Raw genomic sequence first — 17,199 nt, 5'->3', positions numbered from 1 at the left:
TTTATGCTGTCACTCGGGCATAGACTGTATAATGATACGCTATTCCTCTTCGGTGACCTGCGGCTGAATGTTCATTATCGAGGAATATCCCTGAGTGGTGACCTTCAACAGAGTCAGCGGTATTCTCAAAAAAGAGACGAAACCTATATAAAGGTCGAAGAAGGTAAAGGAAATTATGTCTATGATCCCGTGACCAACACCTATATCGAAAAAGAAGGCGGCGATTATATAAAAAAGAGCTTCTTACTCCAGGATTTTGAGCGTATCGTCAGCAGAAGTTACAGTATTGAAACACGATATACTAAATCAATATTCGACGTAAACGGCAGGTTCTACTATGTAGATGAAAAAAATTTTTCGAGTAACAGTAACGACGTCTCATTCGCACTCGGCAACGGAGAATATGAATATGAAATCAGTCTACGGCAGGATATCACCGAAGATGCACGTTATCTTCTCTACAGCACCTGGACACGTGAACGATTCTTTTCTTTCCTGCCGTCATATCAAAGATTCTCAGGACGGATCGACGTCAATGAAACAGTCGAAAAATACAACGACCTTATTCGGGAAAAAAGAAATGCCTATGGAGGAAACATATCATACCGGATCTTTCTTGAACCACTCATCCGACCTCTTGTCGGGTATTCATACAGCAGAATATTTTCAGATTATTTTGAAGATATGAATCTCGTCCTTCACGCCCTGAAAACGGCTCTTCTATTCGGATTTCCGATAAAGAAAAAAGGGAGGGCCGAGTCGAACATCGAACTTGTATATCGGAAGTATAATACAGAAGAGATTCCTTATTTCTTCACCGCGGCGGAGCCGTCGGGATTAACCAGAATATTTAGAACAACGATAAGTTTCGGCATAAGCGACAAGACGGTCTTCAGCCTCATCTATAAACTCGAGTTCCCGCCTGAAGAAGATTATCGACAAACCTTAAGGTTTCAAACGAAGATAATATTTTAAATGAAGCTGAGTGAATTCTCATTTGAACTACCGAAAGACCTTATCGCTCAATATCCCTTGAAAGACCGCGCTCAGGCGAAACTTCTGGTACTGGACAGAAAATCAGGGACGATCCATCATCATATATTCTACGAAATAACGAACTTTTTCGAAAACGGCGACGCCCTTGTTTTAAATAACACAAAGGTGTTCAAGGCACGGTTCAAAAGTTACAAAGAAACCGGGGGCAGGGTTGAAATCTTATTGATAAAAAAACTCGGCGAGAAACTCTGGGAAGCGATGATCTCGCACGCCAAGCGCACCCGTGAAAAGACCAGACTTTATCTGAATAAAGAAGTATTCGCCACTGTAAAACAAAAGAGGGGAACGCGTTGTATCCTGGAATTCAATGAATTGACCCATGATATGATAAAGAAATACGGAGAGGTGCCGCTTCCTCATTATATCAGGCGTGATACGATCAAAGACGACGAGGAATATTACCAGACGATCTTTGCGAAGGAAACAGGTTCGATCGCGGCTCCCACTGCGGGGTTACATTTTACAAACGAAATACTGGAAAACTTGAAAAAGAAAAACGTCGAAATAATAGAGATCACTCTGCACATCGGACCCGGCACTTTTAAACCGATCAGGACGGAAAATATCGAAGAGCACAAAATGGAACCGGAATATTATGAAATTTCAGAACAGGCAGCCGAAAAGATCGAGGGCGCCCGTAGAATCTTCGGGGTGGGAACCTCGGTATGTCGTGCACTGGAAACCTTCGCCCGCAAGAAAGAGAGAAGCGGACAAGCCGACCTTTTCATTTATCCCGGCCACCGATTCAAGATCATAGAATCTCTCATCACCAATTTTCATATGCCCTGCTCAACCCCCCTTCTTCTGGTAAGCGCCTTCGCTGGAAAAGAGTTGATCTTCAAAGCATACAAAGCAGCGATCAAAGAAAAGTACAGATTCCTCTCTTACGGCGACGCAATGCTGATTCTCTAAACATCGTGTTATCGCTATTGACATATTTTTATTTATGAGTATAATAAAAGTTGATGATTAATGAACTTATGAAAAAGGAGGAAAATGCCGACAATTAATCAATTGATTCGAAAAGGAAGAAAAAAGGTTTCTTCAAAGAGTAAGGCTCCGGCATTGCAGAAGAATCCTCAGCGCCGTGGGGTTTGCACACGTGTCTATACAACGACACCCAAAAAACCGAATTCGGCTCTGAGAAAGGTCTGTAAGGTGAGATTGACGAACGGTTTCGAGGTGACGGCTTATATTCCCGGAGAAGGCCACAATCTGCAGGAACACTCGATCGTGCTCGTCCGCGGCGGCAGGGTGAAAGACCTGCCCGGTGTACGTTATCATGTGGTACGCGGGAAATACGACACGGCCGGCGTCGAAGGAAGAAAAAAGAGCCGCTCCCTGTACGGTGTAAAACGGCCTAAAGAAACACCGGCAACATCTTAAAGGAGGAACAGTGGGCAGAAGAAGAAGAGCACAGATAAGAAAGATTCAACCGGACCCCAAATTCAACAGTATCGTGGTCAGTAAGTTTATTAATTATTTACTCTGGGACGGCAAGAAGAGCATCGCCCAGAAGATCTTTTACGGAGCGCTCGACCGTATTGAAAAATTGACCAAAGAAGACGGCCTTACAGTATTTGAACGCGCTCTGAATAACGTAAAGCCGGTGCTTGAAGTAAGACCCCGAAGGGTCGGCGGCGCCACCTATCAGATTCCCATGGAAGTAAGGCCGAACCGCAAAGAATCTCTGGCGATAAGATGGATTATCACAGCGGCACGCGCAAGGCCCGAGCATCGTATGGAAGATAGATTGGCGCAGGAGATAATTGCGGCAAGCAAGAACGAAGGGGCTGCGATAAAAAAGCGCGAAGAAGTCCATAGAATGGCAGAGGCGAATAAGGCATTCGCCCATTTCCGCTGGTAATAAACCCTTGAAAAGAAAACTCGAAAGAGCGGCCAGAACCATAATCAAAGATTGCCTTGGAATTAGAAAGAACGAGAAGGTCGTCGTCGTATTTGACAAACCGTGTCAGAGCATAGCCTATTCATTATGGTCCCAATTAATCAAGATAACCGATCCCATCATCATTGAAATTCTTCCGAGAACAATTCATGGAGAAGAACCCCCTCAACTGGTCGCTGCGGTTCTCAAAAATGCTGATGTCTTTATTCTGCCGACAAGTTATTCCCTGACCCACACCAGGGCCCGCATAAATGCAACAAATGCAGGAGCACGCGGAGCAACAATGCCGGGGATCACCGAAGAAATCATGGCACGGACTCTGAACGCAGATTATAAAAGGATCGCCTCCCTGACGCTCAAGACAGCAAAAATGCTCACCCGAACTAAAAAGGTTCTGATTAAAACAGAAGCAGGAACTTCGCTGGAACTGGATATCTCCGGCAGAAAAGGCTACCCGGACACAGGACTTATCAAAAAGAAAAGGGAGTTTTCCAACCTGCCTGCCGGAGAAGCGTATGTCGCTCCCTTAGAGAAAAGAAGTAAAGGAACTGTCGTAATCGATGGTTCGTTTGCACCCATTGGATTCCTTCGAAAAAACGTTATAGTAGAAATCAAAGACGGCGAAATAATCCGAGTGCATGGTAATCCACAGATGGAAAAACTTTTTGCGAAATACGGAAACAAAGAAAGGACGCTGTGCGAATTCGGGATCGGCACGAACTATAAAGCCAAGATCACCGGTAATGTACTGGAAGACGAAAAGGTCATGGGTAGTATCCATGTTGCTTTTGGTAATAATTTAGGTTTCGGCGGCAGGAACAATGCGAAGATTCATCTTGACGGTATTGTCAAAAGACCAAGTGTGTGGCTTGATAAAAAACTGATTATCAAAAGCGGTAAATTTGTGATTTAAGTATCTTCTCGCTTGATTAGTCTTTTAATCACCCTATTCATATTCAACTCACAAATCTCAAGGCTTGATTTCGTCGGCAATAACTCTATCAGCAGCAGACTTCTCCACCAGGAAATCATTTCAAAAAAGGGCGATGAATACAATGAGATCAATCTCGCTTTTGATATCGAAAAAATCCTGCACTTCTATAAAACCCAGGGATTTTTTCATACCGAAGTCACACCTGATGTCTCTTTCAAAGGAGACAGTGCCGAAATCGTCTTTATGATTAACGAAGGCCCCAGACCTAAAATAAAGAAAATCATTATCGACGGAGCGATGGAGGAAGAGATCAAAGAATTGTTTGAAATCAAAATCAACGACTTCTTCATCGATGAAAAAATAAAAATAACAAAAGATAAGATAAAGAATTATTATAAGAATCACGGCTTTGCCTATGCCGATGTAAAATACATCCTTGAACCGGATTCTGGAATAGCCATCTTCACCGTGGAAAAAGATAAGTTATATTACATAAGGAATATTATAATCGAAGGACTCAAAACATGCGCTCCGAAGGTGGTACGCCGGGAAATAGAAATACACAGAGGTGATAAATTCAACAAAAACAAACTCACCAAGAGCCAGCGCGCCATCTACAGCCTTGGTTTTTTCAGTACGATCAACGTCACCATGGTGAAGAAAGAACCGGACAGTCTCGATCTGATATTCAAACTACACGAGTTGAAATCGCGTATCCTGAACTTCGGTATCGGCTTGTCGATCCCGCTAAGTTTTTTATTCTCCTTTGCAATAGAAGAATTGAATATATTCAATCTGGGACACCGTTTTCAAATCCGGCCGGCATTTAAAATCAATTTAGAAAAAGAGTGGGAGACAAAACTGGAGGGAAGATATATAATCCCGCATGTCACCCCCTGGAGACTCACCGTCTCCATCCTTCCCTTCCTGTGGTATGAAGAAAAACTGGATTTCACCCGTCAGACACGTGGAAGCGAATTCAGGTTGTCGAAATTGTTCAGTGACAATATCATCTTCAGCATCGCCAATCAATATAAGTATGTGATATTGGAACCGAAGATTACTCTACCGGATACTATCAAAGGTATCACAAACAGTATAAAATTTCAACTGATGTTCGATTACCGTGACGATTTTTTCAATCCGCGGAAAGGAATTTATATGTTGCCGCTTATTGAATACGCCGGTGGAATCTTCGGTGGGGCGAACAACTTTGTCAAATTTGAGTTCGAATGCAGGGCCTTCCAACCGTTTTTGGGTAATACCATAGCACAGAGGTTGAAAACAGGTGTAATTGTACCGACCGACGGTATGGCGATATACGAAAAGTATTATCTCGGCGGTCAGTATACATTGAGAGGTTATCCAGAACGTTCTCTCGGGCCTGAGGCGATCGGTGATGAAAGATACGGTGATATACTCGGGAATTATAATTTTGAATACCGCATCAATCTACCGTTGAATTTCGGTGTCGTCGGCTTCTTTGACCTCGGGTTCGTCGCCGATAAAATCGATTCAGAGCAAAAAGATTTTTTAAAAGCGAGCGCCGGCGCGGGACTGCGGTACTTCACCCCCATCGGTCCGGTACGTCTTGATGTAGGTTTTCCCCTGATGAATAAAGGTAGAGAGATCTACCTGGGGATCTATCACATTTTCTGATCTATGAAACGATATATTTTACTCTCCATCATTGTTTTTCTCATTATCGGAATTTTCATCTTCTTCAGAACAGTCAATTTCGGTGCACTGACCATCACCATCCTGGAACGAACCGCGAACATCAAAATCTCTTATGAAAAAGTGGAAGGAAGTCTGCTGCGCGGATTCAAAGTCGAAAAGTACAGCGTTAAATTATCGGAAACCGACAGCATCTACGGTGAGACCGCTGAGATCATATACAGATTTCGCCCCGCAGGTTTCAAATTACCGAATCTCTTCGAAATAAATCTCCTGGAACCGACGGTGCAAATAAAGAAAAAAACAGGGACCGGTAAAAGAAGCCGTTTCACACTGCCCCGTTTGAGTTTGGGAATAAGACTCAATCTAAAAAACGGCAGACTGATCTATGAAGACAAAAAACCGTTGATAGTCGAAGGAATCTCCGGGCTCGTCTTTGTGGATCTGATCGGAACCGTCGTTTATCTGAACACGATGAATCTCTCTTTACGGGTGAAAGAATACCCTCTCAACATAACAAGTGCAAATCTTGACCTTCGGATAAGTGCTGAAAGAATCGAAGCGAACTCTTTTAAAATCAAGGGAAAAGGAATAGCCCTGGTCGGAAAAGGTTCTTATTTTTTTGATAACAACAATATGAAATTAAGTTTGAAAAAGGCGGAAGTTTCCCTGCAAAAATTCAAACTCCACAACGGTACCGTCGTTTTTTCTGGAGATCTGGAATATAAAAATAAAAAACTTCTCCCCAGAATCAAAGGGAGTGTTCACCAATTACGTCCCGCCGATCGATTCGATTTTGAAACCAATGTCTTTGCGGACACAATATGGATAAATATATTCGACGGAGAGTTATACGGCGGACTATTTTTCGCGCAGGTCAAACTCCAGGATATGAAAATCAGAGAGTTCGAAACCAACTTCAGCGGAATAGACATCGGCAGGGTCTTTGATTCGACGACATCTGTATTGGTCAACGGTTACATCGGGTATAAAAAAGGTAAATTCATCAGTTCCCTCAAATCACCCGCGGAAGACGGCGTCGGTATCGATTCACTGACGATATTCGGCTCCGCCTCACTGTCAAAGGTCACACTGGATTCGCTCTTTATAATAGAAGACGAAAAGAAACTGGAGATGTCGGGCGAACTCTATCCGGCATCAAACATTAAAATAGTTTTGAACAAATTCGACCTCAGAAGATTCGCAAGGTTCATCCCTCTTCCGGATACTCTCAAAGGAACATTAACCGGTTCATGCGAACTCAAAGGAACTCTGAAACAGATAAACGATATATTGATCACTGCTGAACTCACCGGCGTCGACGTCGCGCTCAGAGGAATCCAAACAAATAAACTTTATATGAAGAGCGAAAATCTGAAACTCAGTGACCGTTCCGGTTTTGTACGGGTCGTCTCAACCGATCTTTCCTACAAAAAATATAACCTGGACAGTATCACCGTGGTTTTAAAAGAAAACAGGTTCTCGGTAAACGCTGAACAGGACGGTAATCTTCTGAATCTGGAAGGGAATCTTGCGGGCAACCTCACAGGCACCGTCGATCTACTGTACATAAAATACAATGGGGTCGAGACCGAAAATAAAGCACCGATAGCCTTCGACATTCCCAATAAAACCTGCGGTGAGATTGAACTTTCATTCCTTGGAGGCACATTGACAGGTACATTTACACCGTTGTCTTTCCGGTTATCAAACGGGAATATAGAAAAACTTGGTAAACTTCTGGGTTTAAAAGAGCCGATCAACGGAACCCTGGAATGTGAAATGGAGCAAAACAGATTCACAATAAGCGGGGCTGGCATCAACTTCATCGATCTGGAGGACGGTGTGATATTCACCACGGGTGAATATAAAAACAGAACCATCCAGCTCGATTCATTGGATATCAGCGACAAAAAGAACCAGCACTGTTATGCCGGCGGCTATCTATCCTTAGAGAAATCAAACATAGAACTGCATATCAGAGATGTGGGTATCTGGGTCTTCCCTTTTCTGAAAAATTTTATGGTGAAACCGACAGGTCTTATGACCGGAGATATTACTTTTAAAGGTAACCTGAATAACTTCGAGTTCTCCGGAACCGGAGAAATAAAGGACGGTTCATTCGGGGTAAAAGCCATCTCCGCCCATTTCGATTCGGTGTACAGTAGAGTGGAATTCAATAAAAACCGTATTATCTTCAAAAACGCCCGTGGTACGGTATCGAGGATAGTCCATTCCCAGCTCATAGGTAAAGAAAAAGCCCAAGTCAATGCCGGCGGTACGATAAGGCTCGGCGCGAGATTCCGTCTGCAGAGCCTCCATTTCGATTTCAGTTTTAAAGACGCCCCTTTTCAGTATCTGCCCTTTGCATACGGAACCGGCAGCGGTAATTTTTCAATCGGCGTGACAGAGAATAAGGTCACTTATTACAACGGCAGCATCACTGTAAAACAAGCCGTCATCCCCCTGGAATTCGGTGAGAAGGTCGTGGAAGAAGAAGCCGAAGAGGAAACAGACAATGCCTGGACAATGAATTTGAAGATAAAAGGAGAGAGAAATTTATGGCTCAGAAACCGTGAAGCCGACATCGAATTCGGTGGTGAACTCTACATCATAAAAGAAGACGGACCGCTCTATCTTTCCGGCACCCTGACCACACATCGGGGGAATTACTACTGGCTTAATCATGTATTATCCATCACCGAAGGCCGGATAACCTTTCTCCCTGAGGAGACAATCGATGCGGAACTTGATTTCTGGGCGGAGATGAATACCCGGGACCGGGACCCGACCACCGGCGAAGAGATCATCATCAAATTGCACTGTTTCGGAATGATGTCGGAACCGATATTCGAATTTTATTCTGACCCGCCGTACTACACAGAGCAGGATATCATAACTTATCTGAATCTCAATATAACCTGGCGCGAACTCGCATCAATGAAACAAGGAGACTATGTCGGGACAGTACTTCCACACAGCCTCATCTCCTGGCTCGAAAGCGATGTCTCCCGCCGCATCCGCCAATATACGGGCCTTGATATGTTCAGAATCGAGACGCCGTTTTTTGAAGAAGAGAGCAAAACGAAATTGACAGTGGGAAAATATTTTTCAAAACAGCTGTTCATCACCTATACTTATGATATGACCTCTTTTTCAAATGAATTCAATGTTGAGTATTTCATTGATGATAAAAATGAAATCCTTGTCCGAAGGAATCAAGAAGGAGAGTACAGTCTTCAGTACCAATATCGAATAAGATTTTAAAATTATGGCTCTTGACACGGATTTCTTTTCAGTTACAATAAAGAACGTTTGGAGGTTATGTTGAATAAAATTATCACTTATCTCTTTCTCATCACTATTTTATTCGGAGAACGAATAACAATAGTAAGAAATAAAATAATCAATAACCCGCCTCAACCGCCGCAGGCAGCCCTTACTTTGAAGTTCCTGGACAGCGGTTCAACGATGTCGGTGAAGCGGTTTCAATCGATGAGGTTGTTCAGAAATTTTAAATTGCCGCCGAAAATAGGAGAAGGTAAGGCAACTCTGAAGGTTCTGGTTCTGCGGGTGGAATTTGTCGAAGACGACGACCCCACGACAACGGGCAACGGCAAAATGGATTTAATCGGATTCGGTGAGCCTGAAGATGGGTTGTATTATGATCCCCCCCACTCAAAGGTCTATTTCCAGCGCCAGATGCAGTTTTTGAGTAATTTCTATAAATCGAATTCTTTCGGCAATTTAATCGTCGAAGCCACGGTGAAACCGGATCAGCCGACGGCATGTTACCAGCTTCCCCATAAAATGGCTTATTACAGCGGCTTCGATCACTACGATGAAAGCACCGGTTTTGTATACTACAATACCTATGGAATGGAAATGGGACTGGTGCGCATCCTCGCGGATGCAGTCGCTGCAGCGGATCAGGATCCGACCGTAGACTTTTCTGATTACGATGCACTCCTGATCTTCCATGCGGGAACACTCCTGCAGACCAGCCTCAATTTCTACCGCTTCCGCGACCTGCCCTCAGCCACCATACCGGAAGGCGCCCTTGAATATTATCTGGGTACACCCTACATACTGGCGAACAGCGGCACCGACACCATCCGCGGTGCAGGAATAAACGCCGAGATGGCGCGGGTGGACGAATATATGGTCGGAGCCGTGGGAACCATAGTACACGAATTCGGCCATACCCTCGGCTTACCCGACCTCTATGATGTATCAGGCTGGTCGAACGGTGTCGGAGCATGGGATTTAATGTGCACGGGAGCCTGGGTCGGAAGCCCTTATGAAGGAGCACCCGAAGGCTCGATCCCGGCGAATCTCGGTGCCTGGTGTCGTTACGCCCTCGGATGGGTCAATCCCGTCGTCGTCACCGACCCGGAAAGTCTTTTGACACTACGGGCTTCAGAAATCGACACCACCCAATACGGTGTAGCGGATCAGACCATGATAAAAATACCGATCTCGGAAAGCGAATTCTTTCTTATTGAAAACCGTCAGCAGGACATAAGGCAGAAAGATACGATCGTAATCGATGCCGAGGATGGAGTCCCGATCTCTGTTGATTACGGCGAGTACGATTTCTTCTTACCGGGAAGCGGTATTCTCATCTGGCATATCGACGATGACGTCCTCGATTCAAACTGGACTTACAATACAGTGCAGACCGATCCCAAACACAAAGGTATCGACCTCGAAGAAGCAGACGGAATCCAGCATTTCGACGCCTGGTGGTATGGTGATTCTCTGGAATACTACGGCTCACGATATGACCCGTTCTTCGTCGACGACAGCGGCAAGTCAAACCACATGTTCGGTCCATTCACCAATCCTAATTCCGACGCATACTACGGCAAGTCACTCATCAATATCGAAGTAACATCAAAACGTGATACGTTAATGAACTTCTCTTTTGACCTCGGTATATATCAGGAAGGTTTTCCCGTACTCGTACGACGCTTCAATGAAATCAACTCACTGAGTTACGGCGACCTGGACGGCGACGGTGATTATGAAATAGTGGCGGCGGTAAAGAACGGCAGTGTTTACGCCTATAATGACGACGGCAGCCTCTACGCAACATACTCTTCATTCAACAGGTTGAGTTCTTTCCTTGCGGTCGGTGACGTGAACAACGATGGAGCCGATGATATACTGTTCGCCACAGGGTTCGACCTCGTATGTCTTGACGGCCGTGACCTTACCCCACTCCCTGGTTTTTCTTTCTCAGCGGATAACGATATCCTGGGAGCCCCACTTCTTTTCGATATAAACGACGATTCCCACCTTGAAATTATTGTAGGAAGCAAGGACCGTCACCTCTATTGTCTGGATACGGCCGGTAACAATCTCCCCCATTTCCCCATATATCTGAATACGGAAATACTCTCAACCCCCTGTGTTTTCGATACAGCACAAAGGATTATCGGTCTGCTCGGTTCAGACGGTAGATTCTGGCTTATCGATAAAAACGGAATAATAAAAGAATTCACTGATTCACAACATAATATGTTGACCTTTTCATCACCGGTCGTCGGCGACATCGACCGCGACGGTGCCCCTGAAGCAGTGGTCATCAACGGCTTCGGTACAATCTATATCTACAGCAAAGACTCACTCGAGCAAAAATTCGACATCTTGATCGATACGACGTTCTACATAACACCCGCACTCGCAGACGTTGATAACGACGGTTATCTTGAAATCATCATGCCGAACAGCAGTAAAACATTGTATGTGAATAACCGCAACGGCACCCTCGAGAACAACTTTCCTGTGCTTTATGACGATTATATCTACTACCCGAATCTCGCCGCTGATCTGAACGGTGACAACAGAGTGGAATTGATCTTCGGACTCGGCTGCTCAGACTCGCTCGGTGAAGGTAGTCTGAAAATCATCAATGACCGCAACAAAGAGTTCGAATTCTCCCCCCTCTTTGGTGAAGATGGATTCACTTCACCGGGGGTGATTTTTGATCTGGACGGCGACGGTGATCTGGAACTCGCCTGTGGAAGCGATTTCGGTAAATTATATGTCTGGGATTTTCCAGGAACAGACGCTTCCTGGACAGGATATATGAACTCACCGAAGAACTGGGGAATATTCAAAGGAGAACTGGTTCAACTCCAGACCGCCGGCGGATTGCTGGGCAACTTCTACATCTATCCCTCACCGGTGAAGAAAGATGGAGTCGTACGCTTTTATCTCCACGAGGAGGCGGATATATCAGTGGAAATTCTTGATCTTGTAGGCCATAAAATCGGCGGAGAACAACTCAACAACGCCACACCGAATGAATATAATGAAGTTGCGTTCAACTTTGAAAAACAGACCAATGGAATTTATATCCTGCGCATCGAAGCCAAGAACGGTTCAAAAAAGGAAGTGAAGTGCAAAAAATTTGCAGTCCTTAAATAGACTGGAGGTATTATGTTTCTGGGAATCACCCTGATCATTTATCAAGCGATGAGTCCGATCTTCGCTTCAGCCCTTGTCCCCGGTCTGGGAGAAATCATTCAAGGTGAAAAAACAAAGGGTCGTACCTTCTTAATCGCCGAAGGGTCGATATGGCTCACCTATCTGGGATTCAATTATTTCGGCCATAAAATGGATCATTCGGCGAGAGTATTCGCCATCGATCATTCCGGCGCCAACCCGACGAGGAAAGATGATGAATACTTCGACGCCCTTGAAGACTATATGAGTTCAGAAGATTACAACCTCGAGATCGAAAGAGACGCAAGCTATTTTTATCCCAATGACCCGCAAAGACAGCAGGAGTATATTCAGGAAAACGGTTACTTCGGAAACGATGCGTGGGAATGGGATACACTGAGTAATAAAAACACCTATTGGGAAAGAAGAAAATCGGCACGCGAAAATCTGCGGCGGGCATCTTTTATGCCCGGCTTCGCCATAATCAACCGGGTCATTTCGATCATCGACGTGGTCATATTCACCAAAGAAGAAAGGTTCGGTCTGGATACACGCCCCGGTAAAATAGGTATATACTACAAATTTTAGTCACATTTTGGCGAATCAATCAGGAATGCATCTGTGGATGAGAAAGATCGACTAATCAGAAAAGCCGCTGAGGTCATCAAATCGGCACGCTCACTATTTGTACTTACCGGAGCGGGCATCTCCGCGGAAAGCGGAATTCCGACGTTTCGTGGTGCGGACGGCCTGTGGAAAAATTATTCAGCAACCGAGCTTGCTACACCCCAGGCGTTTGATAAAAATCCGAAACTCGTCTGGGAGTGGTATCGCTGGCGTCAAGGTATTATTCTCAAAGCCAGACCAAACCCGGCGCACTATGCGGTTGTTGAATTAGAAAAGAGAAGCGATAAATTTCTTCTTTTAACCCAGAATGTGGACAACTTACACAGACGTGCCGGTTCCAGGAATGTCCTGGAACTCCACGGCAATATCTTCCGAACGCGCTGCATGCAATGTCAAAAAACAACAGAGTACGACAGCGAAAAAGAATACGAAGATACTGAATTGCCTGTGTGCGAATGCGGCGGCCTTTTACGACCGGACGTGGTCTGGTTTGGTGAACCCATACCCCAAGATATCTGGCAAAATTCACTTTCCTTCCTGAATAACGCGGATGCAGCACTGATCTGCGGTACTTCCGGCGTCGTCTGGCCCGCCGCGGCGATTCCTGAAATTGCAAAACAATGCGGTGCAAAAACGATCGAGATAAATCTCGAACCCACACCCATTTCCCGGGTGGTGGATATCTCCATTCAGGGCAAGGCCGGCGAGATTCTGCCGAAGATAGTAAAAATGATTTCGTAAACCAGACCGGTCTCTTTTATCTTACTTATTTCTCAACAGATATCCCCGATAATTCCTGAATTTATTCAGCTGTTTTCTTGATGCAAAAAATTATTGTACTGTAATCTGGAACTGCACCCCCCCGATCTCGGTTGGTATAACTATGTTGCGCGTGAGGTCTGTCTGTTCAACATCATCAACATATACTTTAAAAACCAGTGTATCGGTGACATTACTGGAATCACTTTTATAAATAAGACCTGCAAGTTTATCCCCTTTTTCCAACACAAATTCATATTCATTCGGTGTGGTACCGCTTATTGACTCCTCAGCACCGTCGTTCAGTGAGTAATAACCAGCATACGCAACAGCAATATTCTGATTATTACTTAAGTTCAGAGTCACTGTTTTGCTCTTACTACAACTCATGGATAAAAACAAAAACACGATGAGGAACAAAGCGATTGGATATTTTATCTTCATTTTATCCTCCTTCTCAAAATTATATATATAATTTATAAATAGTCAATAAAAAAATATTAGGTCGATATGGCCGGCCAACCATCTGGTCTCTGATTAGTCTTTTTGTTGTTATATTTAAAATTTCAGCCGCCTGATGAATGTAATTTCAAACCATGAATCGTGAGTCTGCCCCAGGTAAAAGAGATAACAGAAGCGACAATATTTCCAATAACAATTCCCCACCAGACCCCCCGAAGTCCGAAGTTGAAATAGTATCCCAAAAGATAACTGAAAAAGACCTGCATAATGAGCGTCCTCAAGATGGTTACCGCGAGTGAATTCTCACCCCGCCCGATTCCCTGAAACATTGAAGAAGTGAGTAGACCAAACGGTGTAACCAGAAGAAATATAACCAGCCAGCGGAGTGCTGTCACCAGTTCTTTGAAGATATGCACCGCGCCCCGGGAATAGGTAAAGAGTCGGGCGATCTGTGGAGCAAAAATCAGAACCGCTGACACGATACCGAGTTCAACCAGAAAACCGAATTTAATACCATAAAGATAACCCCTATCCAATTTATCAAAATCCTGTGCACCATAAGCGGCTGCGGTCACTGCGGTTACACCAATCGCAATTCCGAGCAAAGGGACAATCCCGAGCATAATGATCCTCCAGGCACTTGTAAAGACTGCGATACCATTGGTTCCCGCAACCTTAACAACGATTACATTCAAAATGAACATCGCCAACGCCATTGAAAACTGGGCGAATGAAGATGGAATCCCGACCCTCAGTATTTCAAAGATAATCCCGCCGTTGAACCTGAAACCTTTGAATTTGATGGCGACATAGGTATCCCTCTTTATAAAAAGCCAGAAGATGAAGACCACTGCTGAAGCTGAAATTGATGTCAGAGTCGCCCAGGCAGCGCCGACAACCCCGAGTTTGAATCTGTATATAAAGATCGGATCAAGCACGATATTAAGCAGAGAACCGAAGACCATTGCATACATCGCCCTTTTTGTATCACCTTCTCCCCTTAAGATACCACTTGCAACATTTGAAGAGAACAAAATCACGGTTCCCGCAATCAGTATTCGGGCGTAGCCCATCGCCAGAAATACCGGCCTGCCTTTTGTTCCGATTAAAGAAAAGAGATTGTCAATAAATAGAAGTAGAATCAAGGTTAAAATAATCCCCAAGCCAATACCGATGATCAGAGTGTGGACTGCAGCAGAATCTGCAAGTTTTTTATTGCGCGCCCCTATCTTTCTTGAAATTGTAGCACTCCCGCCGATGCTGATTCCCACTGCGATCGATATTATGAACATAAAGACCGGAAAGAAGAGGCCGATCGCTGCCAGGGCATCTGCACCGAGCCCGGAGACCCAGATTCCATCAGCGATATTATACAAACTCTGAACCAGCATTGCGACAATCATCGGAGTTGAAAGTTTCAAGACCACCTTTTCAGGGTCACCGAGCAGAGCTCTCACCCCGCGGGTCATATCTGTTTGATGTGGATTTTCTAAATCAGCGTTCTCAGACATTTTTATCTCAGAATCAGGCTATATCAGTTGAAACCTATGTCGCTTAAGAGTCGCCCCGCCGATTATTTGTATTTTTGTAAGTATTCATCCCACGAAATAAGTGGACGGCTTATTATATCAAGGGTCTCTTTTTTCATTGAGCCGTCTTTAATCAATTCTCCGCCTGCTTTATGCACAGTATCAAGGATCTCCTTCCCCTGGTCAGTCAACTCACCTTTTTTCTTCAACAAAAACGCATGGGGTCTGAGTACTGCGCCGACGAACTCAATGCTTGCGATCTCTGCAAATTCTTTAACTATCTGCAATACTATATTCATATTTTCCTTTTCCCACCAACCACAGATACTTACCAACGCAATCTTCTTGATTTTCACATTATCATGAAATCTAATTCGAGTACGTCCATCGCGTATTTTAAGCAGGGGATCGAGAAACGGACAGAGTCGATTGATGATATTCTGCATATCACCGGGCAAAGGAATATAGACCGGAGTCGCAAAAACAAGAATATCGGCCTCCTTCAGTTTTGGATACAATAATTCCATATCATCGTTTATACAGCACTCACCAGGTTTCTGGGTCCAACAATACATCGTTATGATCGTATCAAACCCGCCGAGTTCTGGACCGATTTGAGTTATGGATAAGACCTTTGCTTTTTTAAGCCCTCTTGCCCTACAGACCTTTATTGCCAGGGGTGAATTATTGATTCCAATGACATCATAACCTTTTTTCTGGAGATAGAAAGAATGTCTGCCTGCACCACAACCGATATCGAGAACCCTACCCCTGACATATCGCATCGCCTTTTTTATATGTCCATCCCATTTTTTGTATCCGGAAAAGTATACCTTGGGTCCGTTTGAAAGATCGAAATATCCGTCATCCCGTTCCACGACTTCATACCCCTTACCCTTTTTGAAGTAATCAAACATCTCGTGACCGAATGCGTCCTGCCGATCTTTAAACATCTACTACTGGTTCTTCTTTATCTGGGTCAATAGTAAATTTATGATCTTTTTAATTCGTTCCATCATCTCATCAATGGAAATAAACCGCCATTTTTATTTCTTTTTCAACACAATCGCCCTTGATCTCTTATGACATTTCGGGCATTTCAAGTATATCCAGCCCGGTCCATGCGGGCTTATGAAATATGTAAACATCGATATCGAAAATTCATATCCGCACTCGGGACATTGAAAAGCAGTGTTCTTTACATACCAATCAACAAACAGAAGTAGACCTCCAACAATAAGGATCAACCAGATATAGAAGTAGCGGGGCAACAAAAAAAATGCACTGATTGAGCCGACACAAACGAATACGATAATATAAATAATCAACCGTATCCAATCCTTTTTTGTTCGTTTTCTATATTCGGTCATATAAACCTCACATAAAACATTATTTGAACCTGAGTAGATTTTCAATCGACTTCATGCGGAATCTGATTTGGATCAACCTTTGACTGTCTTTGTAAAATCCTCGACCTTTTTCAGGAATTCACCCGATTGCAGTTCTTTTTCTTTAACCTCAAGTACAGCCGCCGGTGGGCTGGAAAGCTCCTCCATCTGGCTGAAAATTTTATCTCCACTTGCACTGCAGGTGGTAAAAAACGCAACTTTTTTTAATCTGTGACCATACGAGGTCAAATAGGTTCTCACCGGAGATGAAACCCTGCCTGCCCAGGTCGGAGAACCCACTATTACTAAGTCGTATTCATCAGGATTATTCTTGATCGGCTCGATCTCCGGCAGTTTCTTGAAGAGAACCTCGAACCCGCACTTCAGAAATCCGAAAACACCCGCTCG

General features: G+C 44.3%; 14 protein-coding genes. 9 read left to right on the top strand and 5 right to left on the bottom strand.

Translation table 11 applies throughout. The annotated features are described in order from the left end of the window. Nucleotides 1-975: 975 nt before the first annotated feature. The 9 genes from queA to ENI34_03935 all read left to right on the top strand — a co-directional run bounded on the left by queA (nucleotide 976) and on the right by ENI34_03935 (nucleotide 13,394). Complete coding sequence (gene queA / locus ENI34_03975; protein HEC78285.1) at nucleotides 976-1,968, top strand: tRNA preQ1(34) S-adenosylmethionine ribosyltransferase-isomerase QueA; 993 nt, start codon at nucleotides 976-978, stop codon at nucleotides 1,966-1,968. A gap of 84 nt (nucleotides 1,969-2,052) precedes the next feature. Then, on the top strand, nucleotides 2,053-2,442 hold the full coding sequence (locus ENI34_03970; GenBank protein ID HEC78284.1) for a 30S ribosomal protein S12: 390 nt from the start codon (nucleotides 2,053-2,055) through the stop codon (nucleotides 2,440-2,442). A 10-nt stretch (nucleotides 2,443-2,452) separates the two neighbouring features. Then, nucleotides 2,453-2,923, top strand: coding sequence for a 30S ribosomal protein S7 (locus ENI34_03965; protein HEC78283.1), 471 nt, complete (start codon nucleotides 2,453-2,455; stop codon nucleotides 2,921-2,923). Between the two features lie 7 nt (nucleotides 2,924-2,930). Next, nucleotides 2,931-3,875, top strand: coding sequence for an aminopeptidase (locus tag ENI34_03960; GenBank protein HEC78282.1), 945 nt, complete (start codon nucleotides 2,931-2,933; stop codon nucleotides 3,873-3,875). 12 nt (nucleotides 3,876-3,887) lie between these two features. Continuing rightward, on the top strand, nucleotides 3,888-5,555 hold the full coding sequence (locus ENI34_03955) for a hypothetical protein (protein ID HEC78281.1): 1,668 nt from the start codon (nucleotides 3,888-3,890) through the stop codon (nucleotides 5,553-5,555). Nucleotides 5,556-5,558: 3 nt separating this feature from the next. After that, on the top strand, nucleotides 5,559-8,840 hold the full coding sequence (locus ENI34_03950) for a hypothetical protein (GenBank protein HEC78280.1): 3,282 nt from the start codon (nucleotides 5,559-5,561) through the stop codon (nucleotides 8,838-8,840). Nucleotides 8,841-8,897: 57 nt separating this feature from the next. Continuing rightward, nucleotides 8,898-12,008 (top strand): T9SS type A sorting domain-containing protein, encoded by a 3,111-nt coding sequence (locus tag ENI34_03945; protein ID HEC78279.1) that lies wholly within the window; start codon nucleotides 8,898-8,900, stop codon nucleotides 12,006-12,008. A gap of 12 nt (nucleotides 12,009-12,020) precedes the next feature. Next, complete coding sequence (locus ENI34_03940; GenBank protein ID HEC78278.1) at nucleotides 12,021-12,614, top strand: hypothetical protein; 594 nt, start codon at nucleotides 12,021-12,023, stop codon at nucleotides 12,612-12,614. Nucleotides 12,615-12,647: 33 nt separating this feature from the next. Next, nucleotides 12,648-13,394 (top strand): NAD-dependent deacylase, encoded by a 747-nt coding sequence (locus ENI34_03935; protein HEC78277.1) that lies wholly within the window; start codon nucleotides 12,648-12,650, stop codon nucleotides 13,392-13,394. Nucleotides 13,395-13,484: 90 nt separating this feature from the next. Here ENI34_03935 and ENI34_03930 read toward each other — a convergent pair whose 3' ends face one another. The 5 genes from ENI34_03930 to ENI34_03910 form a co-directional block, all read right to left on the bottom strand. Beyond that, nucleotides 13,485-13,856, bottom strand: coding sequence for a hypothetical protein (locus tag ENI34_03930; GenBank protein ID HEC78276.1), 372 nt, complete (start codon nucleotides 13,854-13,856; stop codon nucleotides 13,485-13,487). Between the two features lie 122 nt (nucleotides 13,857-13,978). Further along, on the bottom strand, nucleotides 13,979-15,343 hold the full coding sequence (locus ENI34_03925; GenBank protein HEC78275.1) for an MATE family efflux transporter: 1,365 nt from the start codon (nucleotides 15,341-15,343) through the stop codon (nucleotides 13,979-13,981). 104 nt (nucleotides 15,344-15,447) lie between these two features. Then, entirely contained in the window at nucleotides 15,448-16,356 is a 909-nt protein-coding gene (locus ENI34_03920; protein ID HEC78274.1) for a methyltransferase domain-containing protein, read from the bottom strand. A gap of 93 nt (nucleotides 16,357-16,449) precedes the next feature. Continuing rightward, the gene (locus ENI34_03915; GenBank protein HEC78273.1) at nucleotides 16,450-16,773 is read right to left on the bottom strand and encodes a hypothetical protein; all 324 of its coding nucleotides are present in this window, start codon (nucleotides 16,771-16,773) and stop codon (nucleotides 16,450-16,452) included. A 72-nt stretch (nucleotides 16,774-16,845) separates the two neighbouring features. After that, nucleotides 16,846-17,199, bottom strand: a 354-nt coding sequence (locus ENI34_03910; protein HEC78272.1) for a hypothetical protein, incomplete at its 5' end; no start/stop codon positions are given.

The sequence above is a fragment of the candidate division WOR-3 bacterium genome, from assembly GCA_011052815.1.
GTDB lineage: Bacteria > Hydrothermota > Tepidihabitantia > SM23-42 > SM23-42 > DRIG01.
Note: the sequence above shows the minus strand (reverse complement) of the source record. Positions and strands in the feature narration are given on the sequence as shown.